Source organism: Brotaphodocola sp. (genome assembly GCF_050873365.1).
Lineage (GTDB): Bacteria > Bacillota > Clostridia > Lachnospirales > Lachnospiraceae > Brotaphodocola.
In genome coordinates this window covers 75,630-90,474 of record NZ_JBNMIQ010000002.1, presented here as the reverse complement: position 1 = coordinate 90,474, position 14,845 = coordinate 75,630, and the positions used below count along the sequence as shown (strand labels likewise).

At 45.9% G+C, this 14,845-nt stretch carries 12 protein-coding genes and 1 riboswitch; of the genes, 10 read left to right on the top strand and 2 right to left on the bottom strand.

The window, feature by feature from the left end:
- Positions 1-22 precede the first annotated feature (22 nt).
- A complete protein-coding gene (locus tag ACR0QT_RS01600) occupies positions 23-283 on the top strand; it encodes a DUF2442 domain-containing protein (RefSeq protein ID WP_432629157.1) in 261 nt (86 codons plus the stop codon).
- Positions 270-497 (top strand): helix-turn-helix domain-containing protein, encoded by a 228-nt coding sequence (locus ACR0QT_RS01595; RefSeq protein ID WP_432629156.1) that lies wholly within the window; start codon positions 270-272, stop codon positions 495-497. The genes ACR0QT_RS01600 and ACR0QT_RS01595 overlap by 14 nt, the downstream gene beginning before the upstream one ends.
- 907 nt (positions 498-1,404) lie before the next feature.
- Here ACR0QT_RS01595 and ACR0QT_RS01590 read toward each other — a convergent pair.
- Positions 1,405-1,665, bottom strand: coding sequence for a Txe/YoeB family addiction module toxin (locus tag ACR0QT_RS01590; protein ID WP_432629155.1), 261 nt, complete (start codon positions 1,663-1,665; stop codon positions 1,405-1,407).
- Positions 1,662-1,919: a type II toxin-antitoxin system Phd/YefM family antitoxin gene (locus tag ACR0QT_RS01585; RefSeq protein ID WP_432629154.1), complete on the bottom strand. Its 258-nt coding sequence runs from the start codon at positions 1,917-1,919 to the stop codon at positions 1,662-1,664. The genes ACR0QT_RS01590 and ACR0QT_RS01585 overlap by 4 nt, the downstream gene beginning before the upstream one ends.
- A 1,997-nt stretch (positions 1,920-3,916) precedes the next feature.
- On the opposite strand from ACR0QT_RS01585, the gene ACR0QT_RS01580 reads away from it, so the two are divergent.
- The 8 genes from ACR0QT_RS01580 (at position 3,917) to ACR0QT_RS01545 (ending at position 14,832) form a co-directional block, all read left to right on the top strand.
- The gene (locus ACR0QT_RS01580; RefSeq protein ID WP_432629153.1) at positions 3,917-4,075 is read left to right on the top strand and encodes a hypothetical protein; all 159 of its coding nucleotides are present in this window, start codon (positions 3,917-3,919) and stop codon (positions 4,073-4,075) included.
- Between the two features lie 20 nt (positions 4,076-4,095).
- On the top strand, positions 4,096-4,974 hold the full coding sequence (locus tag ACR0QT_RS01575; RefSeq protein ID WP_432629152.1) for a sigma-70 family RNA polymerase sigma factor: 879 nt from the start codon (positions 4,096-4,098) through the stop codon (positions 4,972-4,974).
- Positions 4,975-5,563: 589 nt separating this feature from the next.
- A complete protein-coding gene (locus ACR0QT_RS01570) occupies positions 5,564-5,878 on the top strand; it encodes a hypothetical protein (protein ID WP_432629151.1) in 315 nt (104 codons plus the stop codon).
- Positions 5,879-6,017: 139 nt separating this feature from the next.
- Positions 6,018-8,255, top strand: coding sequence for a DNA helicase PcrA (gene pcrA, locus ACR0QT_RS01565; protein ID WP_432629150.1), 2,238 nt, complete (start codon positions 6,018-6,020; stop codon positions 8,253-8,255).
- A 107-nt stretch (positions 8,256-8,362) separates the two neighbouring features.
- Positions 8,363-8,656, top strand: a complete 294-nt coding sequence (locus tag ACR0QT_RS01560; protein WP_177977776.1) for a DUF4366 domain-containing protein — start codon at positions 8,363-8,365, stop codon at positions 8,654-8,656.
- A gap of 258 nt (positions 8,657-8,914) precedes the next feature.
- A complete protein-coding gene (gene rlmD, locus ACR0QT_RS01555) occupies positions 8,915-10,300 on the top strand; it encodes a 23S rRNA (uracil(1939)-C(5))-methyltransferase RlmD (RefSeq protein WP_432629149.1) in 1,386 nt (461 codons plus the stop codon).
- A 430-nt stretch (positions 10,301-10,730) separates the two neighbouring features.
- A riboswitch (cyclic di-GMP riboswitch) is annotated at positions 10,731-10,836 on the top strand.
- A 286-nt stretch (positions 10,837-11,122) separates the two neighbouring features.
- A complete protein-coding gene (locus tag ACR0QT_RS01550; RefSeq protein WP_432629148.1) occupies positions 11,123-13,972 on the top strand; it encodes an ATP-binding protein in 2,850 nt (949 codons plus the stop codon).
- Positions 13,972-14,832, top strand: coding sequence for a substrate-binding periplasmic protein (locus tag ACR0QT_RS01545; protein ID WP_432629147.1), 861 nt, complete (start codon positions 13,972-13,974; stop codon positions 14,830-14,832). The genes ACR0QT_RS01550 and ACR0QT_RS01545 overlap by 1 nt, the downstream gene beginning before the upstream one ends.
- Positions 14,833-14,845 lie beyond the last annotated feature (13 nt).

Sequence of the window (14,845 nt, the reverse complement as noted above, 5' to 3'; positions counted from 1 at the left end):
ATCCGTAAAAGGAGGTGTTTGTATGATTCCAAGAATTAAAAGTGTGAAGCCTATGAACAATTTTGTATTACAGGTTGTTTTCGATGATGGGAAAGGCGTACTTTACAACGTTGAGAATGATATTGATACCATTCCAAGCTATCAAGATCTGAAAACCATCCCGGGATTATTCAATCAAGTTCAGCTTGACCCGAGTCGTACTTGTGTATTCTGGAATGATATGATAGATCTTGCAAGTGATACGATATACGAATATGGAGAGGCTGAAAATGGCAGTAACTGAGAAAATTAGAGCTTTGTTGTCTGTTAGAGGGAAAAAGAACGTTGAACTGGCGGAGTATTTGGGAATTTCCCCGCAATCTCTCCAAAATAAATTAAATCGTGGGAGTTTTTCAGCGGAGGATCTTATCAAGATCGCTGACTTTGCCGGTGTCGCCTTAGCTTTTGAGGTAAATGGCACTCAAAAGATCATGCTTGAAAGTAGTGATATAAGATAGGGGGCACAAGTCGGCAACCAGAGAGAAAGGAAAACAGGCAAGTGTTGCATTCTCCCGCGCTGGATCCGCGCCGGTGCTTGCCTTTCCTCAGCCGGTTTGATATAATGGGGGACGTGGTGAAGAGTTTCGGTCATAAGGCAGGCAGTGCCCCCATGTGGGGGCTATGCAATGCAATCCCCCTAAAGTATGCGACACGACATCGCAAAGCATCGTAGCATCCTTTTTTGAGCGTTCCAGCAATGGGCGCTCTTTTTTTGTGCCGTTTTATGGGTATACAGTCCCGCTCCCGTGCGATGCCGTACCGGATCGCCAGAGATGCCACCAAAACACTGAGCACAGCTTTGCAATTTGGCTCAAATTCGGGGGGTTATGTGTGGGGTGGGGAATTGTTAGGCTGACACTCCAACGGCTAAAGCTCGTTGGGTTCTCATATACATGAACTTCCAAATATACTCGAAAGTATATAAGACTGATTCGTTTCTATGAGACTTTCATTATCAATCATTCTAATGAATGAATTAACGATAACATACGGCTCGTGTCAAAACCGTTTTAATTTCACCTAAAGGCGTGGGCTTTTCGCGCATTCAGTGTAAATACCGGATCAGTATAACAGAGCCGGAGACGAAAGGCAAGGGCACAGCATGGGGCAGGTGTTGACGTTCTAGTGTTCATGCCATCCGAAAAGGATGATTTGAAATCTGGCAGATGTTAACTTTTGTTAACGTTCGGATGTGACTAATAGTCACATCTGGGAGACAGCGGGCAATTCATGGCACAAAAAAGCACCCGATCACGAGCCTACGAGATCCGGGTGCTTTTCTGGTTTCTTTTGCGATTATAACATGTTGATTAATATTTCTCCCTGAGTATACCATGATCGGGAGACGCTGGCAAGTATAACAACTCAGTCTTCATAGTGCCATTTGCAAGAATAAATGACAAGGTTCTGATTGCTGTCAAAATTATAAACAAGCCGGTGTTCGTCCGTTATGCGTCTGCTACACGCTTTTCTATGCTTCAGTGGTTCCGGTTTGCCAAGACCATCGAGAAGCCCGTCACGGTCAATACTTTTGATTAGCTCATTGATTCGTTTGATGATCTTTTTATCTTCTTTCTGGAAGTCCGTATATTGCTCCCATGCGGTAGGTGTAAACACAATATTCATTTCTCATATGCTCTCAATTCGTCCATAGTTTTTGTAATAAATCCGCCAGATTCAGCCTCAGCCATAGATTTATCAAGCATAGCGAGATATTCAGCGTTCCTCTTTGCCTTCATGAGGTCGTTATATTCTTTTTCAGAGATCATCACAATGTTCTCGTTCTTTGGTCTGGATACGATCAGGGTTTCACCGCCGAAAATTTTATCACACAATGTTTTGAAGTTGTCCCGCACATCCATGCTTTTTACTGCCAACATAATAGCACCCCCATTTCTGATATAAAACCGTATTAAAAAACGTACGTTTTTCACTTTTATTATACGATATGATTGAAATATTGTCAATTTGCAGGAACTGGCAGAATGAGCCAATATGCTAACAAATGCTAACCTTGTACAGAGAATACGGGGTGAATCCATTTTTGGCTTTTCAGAAGTCAACATTTTTGACATCTCGGAAATCGGTATTGCCGACATCTGAGCCTTTCACTCATTTTTTGAGTAAAACCGTCGTGAAAAGCGACGGATTTAAACAAGCGTGAAGAGTTCCTCACTTGCAAGGTGTCGTGAAACACGACAGCTTGAAACCAGCGTACTTCTGAGTACGGAGGCAACCAGCGGGCAGACTTCCAAAACGAAACGAATGGAGCGTTCTGAACAGAACGTTCCAAAACAAACACGAATGGAACGCTCCAAACAGTCCCGCTCCCGTTGCAACGTTCCAAAACAAACGAATAGCGAGCGTTCGGATGAAATAGCGAGCGTTCGGAATGGCTGGATGCTTGGAAATGACAAGGTTTTTGCAAGGTTTATCGGAACGTTGCAGTACGGAAAAGTACGGAGAAAGACTGCAACGTGATAATAACATTTGATAACATTGCACACTAAGAAACACTAAGATTTATGCTAGGTTTTGCTAGGGTCTATTGCAACGTTGCAACTTCAGAAAACTTCAGATTCTTCAGCGATTCAACAAGGTTTTACAAGGTTCTTGAATGGTAACGTTACTATTGAGATTTGGTAACGTTACTAAACCCTGATACTCGGAAATACTCGGATTTTATCGCAACGTTGCGAGCGCTGATTGTTGCAAAATGTTGGGGAATGTTGGAGGGTTTAAGATATTCAAGGAGCGATGAAACTTGCTACCCAAATTTGGGTAGCGGTTGCGGAAAAAGAGCTGTGAAGCCGTGAGGAAGCCGAGACGCGAATAACGGAAAATGAAGCCGTGAAGCATGAGGGAAGCATGAGAGAAGCCCGAGGGAGCGGTTATTGGTGTCTCTTTTTTGAGTAACCAATATACCTCAGGTATCGGAAAGGGATCTGAGCCGGTAAAACACCGGGGCAGGCGGTCGCTGGTGTCGCCTGTGACAGACTCAGCGCCGTTTTGTCGGTGCATCTTTGCCGGAGCTGAGAGAACGTTTTGTTCTGTCAGGTGCGCCGGGAGCGGGATCTATCACGAGTTTTTTGAGTCCCTAAAAAGAGCTATCGACAGATTTGGCAGTCCCTAAAAAGGATTCCCGACATTTCCGACCCCCCAAAAAAGAGAATCTGACATTTCGGACACCCTAAAAAGGGCGCATGGTGACATTTCTCACACCCTAAAAAGGGGTTCCGCGGTATGGATACCCTTGCCGATCAGGCGAACACATACCTCAAATCATGGGGAGCGGGTGCACATTGTGACTCCCTAAAACAGGGAGGCATTTGATGGAGTCGAGAAGATCGACCCCACTCAATACCGTTTTGGTACTGAGTCGAATTCTAAAAGTTTAGAAAACGATCAGCGTACAGGCTTCCAGCGACTGCCGGAGGGCGATTTCTTGACACGATACCGCGGGGGATTGCTTGACCATACCTAAAAGAACTGGAGTTCGGGAAAGTATGTTCGATCAAATAATGGTTGAGGGGATGGAGTCGCGAATCGCTACCCCATCGGGTACCTTAAAGAACTGGTGTTCTTGTTGGGATGGAAAGGGAGTCGCAAATTTCTACCCCCTTTGTGATCGTTCCAGCAGGTGAATTGTCTCATAATTTGAGACAGCATGGAGCGGATCAGCACCGGCAAGCGTGAAAGTGTCTGAAAAATCCCCGGATATTGTTTATTTAAGCGTGCCAAGGTATAATTTTCTTACAATAACCGGCGGGCAGATCAGAGAAAGGGTGTAGCAAAACGCGACACCCTTGGGGATGTAACAAAACGTTACTCCCTTGCAAACTCCCGCTCCCGCTGGAAGCAGAAAGGAGGGGCGCGGATGTTGTACGGGACGATCTTGACGGCGGTCGGCAGTTCGATTTTGTGCCACCAGCGAATCAACCGGCGCGGGGCAGAGCTGACACAGGCGAGAGCAAAGTTGATTTTATTTGGTGTCTGCCTTGTCTTCAGCGGTGTTTTGACATGTATGTTTGAGTAGTGATGGGATGAGGTGAGGAAATGACGAACGAGGAGCTTGTAGAGCGGATCAGAGCCGGGGAGAATGTACCGGAGAACATGACAGCCCTTTACGATCAGGTGCGGGGCTTTATTCATTCCCTTGTCTGGAAGTACCGGGAGAGCGGAATCATGGAGGATCTGGAACAGGAGGGCTTTTTGGCGCTGTATCCGGCGATTGAAAACTACGACCCTACGGCGGGCGTGAAGTTCCTCACCTATGCCGGTTTCTGGATCAGACAGAGGATCGGGCGATACATGGCAGAAAACAGTTCCTTGCATCTTCCGGCGCACAGGTTGGAGCAGATACAGCAATATGAGCGTTTTTGCAATGCGTACCGGCTGGAATATGGCAGAAAGCCCCCGATTGACCTTGTAGCCTATTATCTGAACGTGAGCCGGGAAAGTGTCCACGAGATCGAAAAGAACGTCTATATAAGGGGCGTGATGAGCCTCAATGCACCGATGGCGGGAGCAGATGACGGGGACGATCTGGAATATATGGACACGCTGGGAGCGGGAGACGTTCTTGAGGATGAGGTTGCCGATAAAGTGGACGGGGAAGCCCTCAGCGCCCTTTTATGGGGATATGTGGACAAGTTACCGGATAATCAGCCGGAGATCATTAAACGGCGATACAGGAACGATCAGACGTTTACACAGATCGCCAAGGAGCAGGGAACAGAGGGGTATGTGATCCGCCGGGAATATGATAAAGCAATCCGACACTTGCGGAGCATTGCCAGCAAGAGCCTGAGACCGTTTCTTCCGGAGGCGGAGGAATACAGCCGGATTTATGCGCGTGCACTCACTGGCAACGGTGTGGGACGATTTAATCATACATGGACGAGTAGCACGGAGCGAGTCGCGCTTGAATTATAGGGGCGCTTGTGTGAGAATTGTATTGATCTTGGAGTTATCCCGGGGAACAGTACGAGCAGTACTAAAACAGTACTAAAAAATGAAACAAACAGAAAAAACAGGGATAAAATGGTAAAAAGAAGAATGATAAATACAGGAAAAATGACAAGAAAAAAGCCCATATTTCCCCATAGATTATAGTATTGAAAACCAGATGACAAGTAGAAAAGGCTCAACTATGGGGAAAACTCCACCTAGTTAGGTCTTTTTGATACTAAAATGATACTGTAATGTTAATTTTCTTTTAGTATTTTAGATCTGATATTGTGACTTGAAATCGAAAAAAGCCTGTGATAAACTTATAATATAAGTGATCCGCAGTACCCATAATCCTTAGGGATTGTACAGATGAATCATTTACCGGAAAGGCGATACCTGACCCCCACATTTTGGGTTGGGCCATCGCCTTTTTGCGTGCATAAATTTTACAACGATTCCATATATTTATAAAAGATAGCATTAGCTTCCCGGAAGTCCAAAGAAAAATAAGAAGGTGGACACGCCGGGAAAAGCGGAGAAAATGAATAAGAATTCCAAGGAGGGAATCGATATGGCAAGACGGGCGCGCAGGACCCCGCTGGAAAAATATGAGGATGAACTTGTACAGACTTATGAATCGATTGAGCAGTATGAGAGCTGTCTCGAGACGTTGAAGGAGCGGGCTTCAAAACTTCAGGATCAGATTTTGATGGAAAAATTTCGTCAGGTAAACGAACTTCTGGAGGATCAGAATCTCACTCTCGATGATTTGAGAGACATGCTCTGCCACGGGGCGAAGGGGCAGGAGAATGAGAGAAAGAAGGCAGAAAATGTGGAAAACACGGGAGAGTGTGAGGACTCCGGTATCCCTCAGATTGCCTCGTGAGATCTTCCGCCTTATAAGACTCATAAGCCTCATCGGATTCATAAGAGTATAAGACTCATCAGAGTTATAAGAATTGCGCCTGTTCGGAAATTATGCTATAATGAGCGGTAACAAGTGGGAAGGACAGGACGAAAAAACGATGGCAATTTATGATACCTTAAATTCGATGCAGAAAGAAGCGGTCTTTTGTACAGAAGGACCGCTTCTTGTGTTGGCAGGAGCTGGATCAGGAAAGACCAGGGTGCTGACACACCGCATTGCGTATTTGATAGAAGAGAAAGAAGTAAACCCGTGGAACATTCTGGCAATCACGTTTACGAATAAGGCTGCCGGTGAGATGCGGGAGCGTGTGGATAAGCTGGTGGAATTCTGCCCGGAGAGTATCTGGGTGAGCACGTTCCACTCTTCCTGCGTGCGGATTTTGCGCCGTTTTATCGATCGCATCGGCTATGAGAGCAATTTCAGCATCTATGATACCGACGATCAGAAGACGGTGATGAAGCGGATTTTAAAGCGCATGGAGCTTGATCCGAAGCAGTTTCGGGAGAGAGCAGTGATGGCGGCGATTTCCTCGGCGAAGAATGAACTCATCGATCCGAAGCAGTTCCTTGAGAATGCCGGCGGAGACTGGAGAGAGAAGAAGATTGCGGAAGTCTACCAGCTCTATCAGGAGGAACTCAAGAAGAACAATGCGCTCGACTTCGATGATCTGATTTTTAAGACCGTTGATCTGTTCCGGACAGATGCGGAGGTTCTCGACTACTATCAGGAGCGTTTCCGCTATATCATGGTAGATGAGTACCAGGACACGAACACGGCACAGTTTGTGCTGATTCATCTGCTTGCAAATAAGTATAAGAATCTCTGCGTGGTGGGTGATGACGATCAGTCGATCTATCGCTTCCGCGGTGCGAACATCCAGAATATTCTCAGTTTTGAGGAGGCATTTCCGGGCGCAAGAGTCATCAAACTTGAGCAGAATTACCGCTCCACGACGCATATCCTCGATGCGGCAAACGCAGTGATCCGAAACAATAAGGGACGAAAAGACAAGACGCTTTGGACGGCAAACGGAGAGGGCGTTCCTGTTGTGTTCCGCCATTACGATCAGGCGTATGAGGAGGCAGAGGGAATTGTCAATGATATCTTGAAGGACGGCAGACCGTTTCAGGATTATGCCGTGCTCTATCGCACGAATGCACAGTCCCGTCTGATCGAGGAAAAATGCATTTCCCACAATGTGCCTTACCGTTTAGTCGGAGGAATCAACTTCTACCAGAGAAAAGAGATCAAGGACATTCTCTCATATTTGAAGACGATCGCGAATGGAAGGGATGACCTTGCGGTGCAGAGAATCATCAATGTGCCAAAGCGGGGAATCGGAGCGGCCTCGATTGCGAAGGTGACGGCATGGGCATCTGAGCAGGGATTGGGATTCTATGAGGCGTGTGTGCGAGCTCTGGCAGTTCCGGGACTTGCGAAATCAGCAGGAAAGTTTCAGGTCTTTGTCTCACAGATTGAGGAGTTTCGCCAGATGCTTCAGGGCGGATCGGATCTCAAAGAGCTGATTGAGGCGATTCTGGAAAAGACGGGATATCGGGAAGAACTCAAGGCGGAGGGCGAGATCGAGTGCCAGACCCGTTTGGAGAATATCGATGAACTTGTCAGCAAGGCGGTGGATTACTGGGACAATCAGGAACATCCGACGCTCGATGAATTTTTGGAGCAGGTGGCACTCGTCGCAGACATTGACCAGATGGATGATTCGGAGAACCGCGTGACGCTGATGACGCTTCACAGCGCAAAGGGACTTGAGTTCCCGGTTGTCTACTTGAGCGGAATGGAGGATGGACTCTTCCCGAGCTCGATGGCAATCTTCTCCGATGATCGCGCAGATCTTGAGGAGGAGAGACGACTTGCCTATGTGGGAATCACCCGTGCAAAAGAGCGTCTCGTGCTGACCGGAGCACGTCGCCGTATGGTGAATGGAGAGACTCGTTTTGCAAAAGTCAGCCGTTTCGTGGATGAGATTCCGCCGGAGCTGATCGAGAAAGAGCAGAAGAACACCTATGAGCGCAGAAATGAGCATGCAAAGCCGACAGAGCCGTCATGGAAACAGCGTCAGGGTCAGCTCGGCGTCAGCAAATTTGGCATGAAATCCACGCCGGCAGTTCCGGCATTTGGAAAGACCTTTACGGTTGAGAAGGCAGGGGCGCTCGACTACGGTCCGGGTGACCGGGTGCGCCACATCAAGTTTGGCGAGGGAACGGTCTTAAGTGTTCAGGATGGCGGAAGAGACTTTGAGGTCAAGGTGAATTTCGACAAGGTCGGAGAGAAAAAGATGTTTGCCTCTTTTGCGAAATTGAAAAAAGTGTAACGAAAATTTTTGGAATGGGATAGTAAAAAGACGCAAAAGATGATATACTTATTATCAATGGGGCAGATATTTATTTCTTGCCACAATGACAGAAAGGACGTGAACCTATGAACAGATTCGATACGATGAGCAAAGATGCCATGAGTCGTGTAGAGGAGATCATGAATTCTACGAAACTGAACGAATTTCTGCACAGAAAGGAAGAAGAGGAGAAGAAGAAAACCTTTATCCTCTGGGCATTGGCAATTATCGGAGCAGTGGCAGCGGTAGCAGCGATTGCATATGGCGTTTACCGTTTCTTTACTCCGGATTATCTGGAAGACTTTGAGGACGATTTCGATGATGATTTCGACGATGACTTCTTCGAGGATGAGGATGAGAAGGACGAGAAGACGAAATAATCGAGAATAGATCAAGTATCTATTGAGAGTTAATCGAGAACTCGTCAACTTATAAGAAGAATGCCGGGCGTGCCTTGCTGGTTTGAGGCACGCCCCTTTTTGTACGATTGTGCCAAGAACCATTCTTTTTGTTGTCGGGTAGATTGCATTAGCGAGTAGATGGCATTAGGATAGATAAAAAAGATAAATTGAGATAAGATAGATTAAGACAAGATAAATTAAGATAAATTGAAATGAAAGATGAAAAAGGAGAGCAGTGTGAAAAAAGGAGAGTTTTTTGAGGCGGTTATTGAACGGGTAGATTTTCCGAACAAGGGAGTCGGTTTTGTGGATGGGGAGCGTGTGACGGTAAAGAATACGATCCCGGGACAGAAGGTGCGCGGAGTTATCAACAAGAAAAAAGGGGGACGCTGTGAGGGGCGTCTTTTAGAGATTGTGGAGCCGTCGCCGTTGGAGAAGAAAGAGAATGTCTGCCCGCATTTTGGCGTGTGTGGCGGTTGTCTCTACCAGAGTCTTCCGTATGAGGAACAGCTCGCAATCAAGGCGGAGCAGGTAAAGAAACTGCTTGATCCTGTCTGCGGAGAGAATCAGTATGGATTTGAGGGGATTAAGGGAAGCCCGATTCAGGATGGTTATCGTAACAAGATGGAGTTCTCGTTCGGTGACGAGTACAAGGACGGACCGCTCGCGCTTGGCATGCACAAGAGAGGCAGTTTCTATGACATTGTAACGACGACGGACTGTCGGATCGTCCACTCGGATTTCAATCAGATTCTTGGGGCAACGCTGCGCTATTTTTCAGAGAAACAGGTCGGATTTTACAAGAAACTTCAGCACACAGGTTATCTGCGCCACCTTCTTGTGCGCCGTGCGGTGAAGACCGGTGAGATCCTTGTTGCTCTCGTGACCTCCGGTCAGACGGAGACGCTTTCCGAGACGCAGGAGACGCTTTTAGCTGGCTGGAAGGAGACGTTATTGTCTCTGAATCTGGAAGGTTCGTTTGCGGGAATCTTACATATTCTCAATGATAGCCTTGCGGATGTGGTTCAGAGCGATGAGACGACGGTTCTGTATGGACAGGATTATTTCTATGAGGAGATTCTGGGACTGAAATTTCGGATCACTCCGTTCTCGTTCTTCCAGACGAATTCTCTCGGTGCAGAAGTGCTCTACGATACGGCACGTTCCTATGTCGGAGAGACGAAGGACAAAGTCATTTTTGATCTTTACAGCGGAACGGGAACGATCGCACAGGTGATTGCGCCGGTTGCTGATCATGTGATCGGTGTGGAGATCGTCGCAGAGGCTGTCGGAGCGGCGAAGGAAAATGCAAGTCTGAACGGACTTTCCAACTGCGATTTCATTGCCGGAGATGTGCTGAAGGTTATCGATGAGATCACCGATAAGCCGGATCTGATCGTGCTTGATCCTCCGCGTGATGGTATCCATCCGAAGGCGATTGGCAAGATCATTGACTACAATGTAGATCGAATTGTCTACATCTCCTGCAAGCCGACGAGTCTTGCGAGAGATTTGGAGAGCTTTTTAAATGCGGGATACCGTGTGGAGAGAAGCTGTTGCGTCGACATGTTTCCGGCGACCGCGGGGATAGAAACCGTCTGCCTTTTATCCCGCGTAAAGTAAGGGTTCACAAGAAAGGTTTGTTAAAAGCATCTTTATAGCTAAGAGCGAAAACGCTGTCACACGATCAATGTGTGACAGCGTTTTTTATAACTCAGAATGGATGTCCCCCTCCTCTATAGGTGGGGGGGATCGCAAACTTTCTCAGGAGGGGAGACAATCCCCTTCTGAGTTATACGCTCCGCGTGGATGCGCAGTGATTCTGATTGGAAGATGTCAGCAGAGCTGACCAGAATCACGCGCCAAGTCTCCGCGAGCGTCGACTTGAATGGAGTAAGCAAAGAAAGTAGCAATTCAAGACAGGCAGGAAAACTAGACTGGCAATCTGATGAAGAGATGTCGGGAAGAATGATTCAAATTAGTGTATTTGAAATATTGACAGAAATCCTGCGATTAAGTAAAATAATGTCGATTTAGATTGATTTTAGAACAACTTCATATTGGGTAAACCTGTCGAAAGGCAGGGACACAAAGCCAAATGGGTCTAAGATTTACTATTTTTGTATTTAGTTAGTAGGTTATGACAGCCGGTTGCATCAATAGAGACATAAATAAATGGACGATTGTTTCGTTTATTTATCGATTCATTTGTTTGTTTTATTGATTATTTTTAATGGGGATTTTGCACCCATTTTATGCCGTCTGTGTAAGTTTATCTTGACAGACGGTTTTTTTATGCGCACTCGGCACAGGGGAAGATAGTTGCCGAAGCAACCGCGCCTCGGCGCGAGAATGTGTCAAGGCCCATTCTTTCTTGTGTGCGCACTCGGCACAGGGGGAGATAAGTGCCAAATTCTTTCTGGTTGTGGGAGGAGAGAACGATAGATGAAAGAGATTATGAAAAAAGATTTACAACGGGATAAGGGCAATGAGGTCGATACGATCAATAAAAGTTATAAGATCTCTGTGAGTGGTCTTTCTTTATTTTTCCTTATATTATGGATGATCGTGTGGACGACAAAAACTGCCTATGCGCAGGAAATCTCGGACAAGTCAGGAAAAGTAGTCCGGGTTGCTACATTTGGTGGATCGTATATTTTCACAAATGAAGAAGGGGAACATAGTGGATACGGATATGAATTTCATCAGGCGGTATCTGCGTATACGGGTTGGAATTACGATTATGTAACCTGCACCTGGCTGGACTGTTTTGAGAAGATTGAGGCAGGTGAGATCGACATCATGGGAGGTGTTTCTTATACCGAAGATCGCGCTAAAACCATGCTGTTTTCGGATTTGCCGATGGGGGAAGAACGCTATTATCTGTATACGGATCTTGTGAAGACCGATATTTCTGCCGTTGATTTGAAGACCTTGAATGGAAAACGTGTCGGAGTACTAGAACAGAGCACTCCGGAACGGTTGCTGTATGATTGGGAGAAAAAGCACAATCTGGACATGCAACATGTCAACATCATCAGCACAGAAGATGCCCTGGAAAAGATTCAAAATCAGGAGATCGACTGCTTTATTTCAACGGAAGCACCCAAATGGGGAAACTATGGATTTTCTGCGGTTACATCTATTGGAAGTTCTGACATCTATTTTGTGATCAATCAAAACCGGAGAGATTTAAAAGACGAACTTGATAGTTCGATGCGTAGAATTGAACATGACAGACCTTTTTTCAAGGAGGATCTTTATAAGCGATTTCTTTCTACCAATTCCTATGAAATCCTTACGGATGAGGAAAAGAGATGGCTGAATCAACATGGAACGATCCGGATCGGATATTTAAAGAGCGATAAGGGGATCAGTCTGATCGATGAAGAGACCGGAAATCCGGTTGGTATTATCAACGACTATATCGATTATGCGTCAGACTGTCTTGGAAATGGAAGTTTAACTTTTGAGTTGACGGGGTTCGATACCCAGGAAGGACAACTGAGAGCGCTCAAAGAGAATCAGATTGATGTAATTTTTCATGTAAATCAGAATTCAAACAAGGCGGAACAGAATGGGATCATTTTGTCCAATACGGTTTTTGAGATCAATACGGCGGTGATTACAAAGAAGGATTATTTTGATGAGGAAGCAGAGAATATAGTTGCTGTCAGCAGGGATAATCTGTTATCTAAGTGGTATCTTGCAGAAAGTTACCCTCAGTGGAAGATCTATGAGTGCAATTCCTCAGGCGATGTGACGGAAGCAGTGAGAAATGGGACTGCGGACTGCTTTGTTGTGAAGGCAGGTCAGTCGGCAAGCAGCCAACAGGACAAGGAAATTCACAGTATTTTCTTGACGAAAGCCAGTGCGTCCTCATTTGCCGTCACCAAACAGAATACGATTCTGTTGTCGATTTTAAATAAAACGCTGAACACGATTCCGACTTCCAAGTTGTCCGGTGCCTATGCGATGTATGAAAATACCAGAGGAAAAGTATCGTTGGAGGAGTTTATAGAAGACAATCTTCGAATGGTGATTGTTGTGATTGTGGGATTTTTCATCGTGATCTCTCTGATTTTTCTTTATCTGTTGATAAAGGCGAGAAAAGCTCAGCAGGAGGCAGAGTGTGCAAACGTGGCGAAGACAAATTTCCTCTTCAACATGTCTCACGATATCCGGACACCGATGAATGCACTTTTGGGCTATAACATGCTGATGAAGAAGGAACTCACCGATCCAAAACTTCTCGATTATCAGGAAAAAATTGAACAGTCAGGAAAACTACTTTTATCGATTATAAACAATATCCTTGATATGGCGCGAATTGAGAGCGGAAAAGTAGAACTGGATGAGAGCTATGCAGAGGCTTCTGACATTTTAAAAGAGATCCATGGTGTGTTTGAAGTGGAGGCGAAGAAGAAAAATATTCGCTACATTCATAAAGCCTATGTGGAGCACACTCATATTATGTGTGACGTTACAAAGATTCAGGAAATTCTTGTAAATCTTGTCAGCAATGCGATTAAATATACACCGAATGGTGGAAGGGTCGTTGTCATATCGAGGGAGATTCCGGGGGCAAAATCCGGATATGTGCGGATCAAAACGGAAGTCATTGACAATGGAATTGGAATGAGCAAAGACTTTCTTCCAAATTTATATGAGCCGTTTGCGAGGGAGAGAAATACCACGACAGGGAAGATCGCGGGAACGGGTCTTGGAATGCCGATTATCAAGAAATATGTTGAGGTGATGGGAGGAAGCATTGAGGTAGAGAGTGAACTTGGGAAGGGAAGCAAATTTACGGTAATCCTTGAGCATTGGATTGCGGACAGGGCCTATTATGAAAAGAATGTGGAGAAGACAGCCGATTCTGATGGGAAAAAGAAAACGTCGATCAGTGGAAAACGTATTTTGATGGCGGAAGACAATGATTTGAATGCGGAGATTGCAATCACGATTCTCGAAGATCTTGGAGTAAAGGTGGAACGCGTGTCAGATGGAATCCAATGTGTTGCAAAGATGGAACAAATGCCGGCGGGAAGTTATGATCTGATTTTCATGGATGTGCAGATGCCAAACATGGACGGATATAAGGCGACACAGGAAATCCGGTCTATGGCAGATGAGAAGAAGGCAAAGATTCCGATCATTGCGATGACTGCAAATGCCTTCGAGGAGGACAAGAAGGTGGCACTTTCCAAAGGAATGAACGGTCATATCGCAAAACCGATTGATGGTGTAAAGATTGAAGAGGTAATGCGAAACATTTTAGGGAGCGAGCAGTGATGAGAAAAGACAGAAGGATGGGGAACGTTCAAATTGCAAAGATTGAAAAAATTGCGAAGATTCAAATTGCAAGTGTGATCTTGAGCTTGGGAATGAGTCTTGTTTTGGCGGGATGTTCTGCAAAAAGTGAGCAGACGCATGAGGCGCACAGAGAGACAATCGTGATTGGAAGTGACCGTTTTGAGCCTTATGTCTATCAGAATGATGAGGGAATCTTTACCGGTGTGGATGTAGATCTCGCAGTTGAGGCCCTGCACCGGATGGGATATGAACCGGAATTTAAGCAGATTGTGTGGGAGGATAAGAAGGATTATCTTGAAAGTCATGCCGTGGATTGTCTGTGGGGATGCTTTAGCATGAATGGCAGAGAGGAGGAGTATCAGTGGGCAGGTCCATACCTTTACAGCAGTCAGGTCGTTGCAGTTCGCGCAAACAGTGAGATTTACCAGATTCAGGATCTTTGCGGGAAAACGGTGGCGGTTCAGGAAACGGGAAAAGCTGAAGAGTATTTGCTACATCCAACGAAGGAACGGGTCCCGGATGTGGAGAAGGTGTATGCATTTTCCAATATGGATGAGGTGTATGGAGCTCTCCGAAAAAATTATGTGGAGGCGATCTGTGGTCACGAGAGTGCCTTGAACACCTTTGTGAGTACTGCGCCGGAGGAATACCGAATCTTGGAGGAGAGCCTGTTTTCCTCAAAATTGGGAGTCGCTTTTTCGAGAGATTACGATTCGGCGTTTGTGGAAGAACTGGATAACACGTTGAAACAGATGCTTGAGGATGGGACGACCGCACAGATTGTTGAGACATATCATCTGGATCTTGAAAAATCTTTGGCAGAGGGGAATGAATCATGAGCACGATTTTCGG

What these genes read in the sequence shown, in the direction of transcription:
- ACR0QT_RS01590 (WP_432629155.1), bottom strand. Translation starts at nt 1,665, where the DNA reads ATGAATATTGTGTTTACACCTACCGCATGGGAGCAATATACGGACTTC.
- ACR0QT_RS01550 (WP_432629148.1), top strand. Translation starts at nt 11,123, where the DNA reads ATGAAAGAGATTATGAAAAAAGATTTACAACGGGATAAGGGCAATGAG.
- ACR0QT_RS01595 (WP_432629156.1), top strand. Translation starts at nt 270, where the DNA reads ATGGCAGTAACTGAGAAAATTAGAGCTTTGTTGTCTGTTAGAGGGAAA.
- ACR0QT_RS01580 (WP_432629153.1), top strand. Translation starts at nt 3,917, where the DNA reads ATGTTGTACGGGACGATCTTGACGGCGGTCGGCAGTTCGATTTTGTGC.
- ACR0QT_RS01560 (WP_177977776.1), top strand. Translation starts at nt 8,363, where the DNA reads ATGAACAGATTCGATACGATGAGCAAAGATGCCATGAGTCGTGTAGAG.
- ACR0QT_RS01575 (WP_432629152.1), top strand. Translation starts at nt 4,096, where the DNA reads ATGACGAACGAGGAGCTTGTAGAGCGGATCAGAGCCGGGGAGAATGTA.
- ACR0QT_RS01585 (WP_432629154.1), bottom strand. Translation starts at nt 1,919, where the DNA reads ATGTTGGCAGTAAAAAGCATGGATGTGCGGGACAACTTCAAAACATTG.
- ACR0QT_RS01545 (WP_432629147.1), top strand. Translation starts at nt 13,972, where the DNA reads ATGAGAAAAGACAGAAGGATGGGGAACGTTCAAATTGCAAAGATTGAA.
- ACR0QT_RS01600 (WP_432629157.1), top strand. Translation starts at nt 23, where the DNA reads ATGATTCCAAGAATTAAAAGTGTGAAGCCTATGAACAATTTTGTATTA.
- pcrA (WP_432629150.1), top strand. Translation starts at nt 6,018, where the DNA reads ATGGCAATTTATGATACCTTAAATTCGATGCAGAAAGAAGCGGTCTTT.
- ACR0QT_RS01570 (WP_432629151.1), top strand. Translation starts at nt 5,564, where the DNA reads ATGGCAAGACGGGCGCGCAGGACCCCGCTGGAAAAATATGAGGATGAA.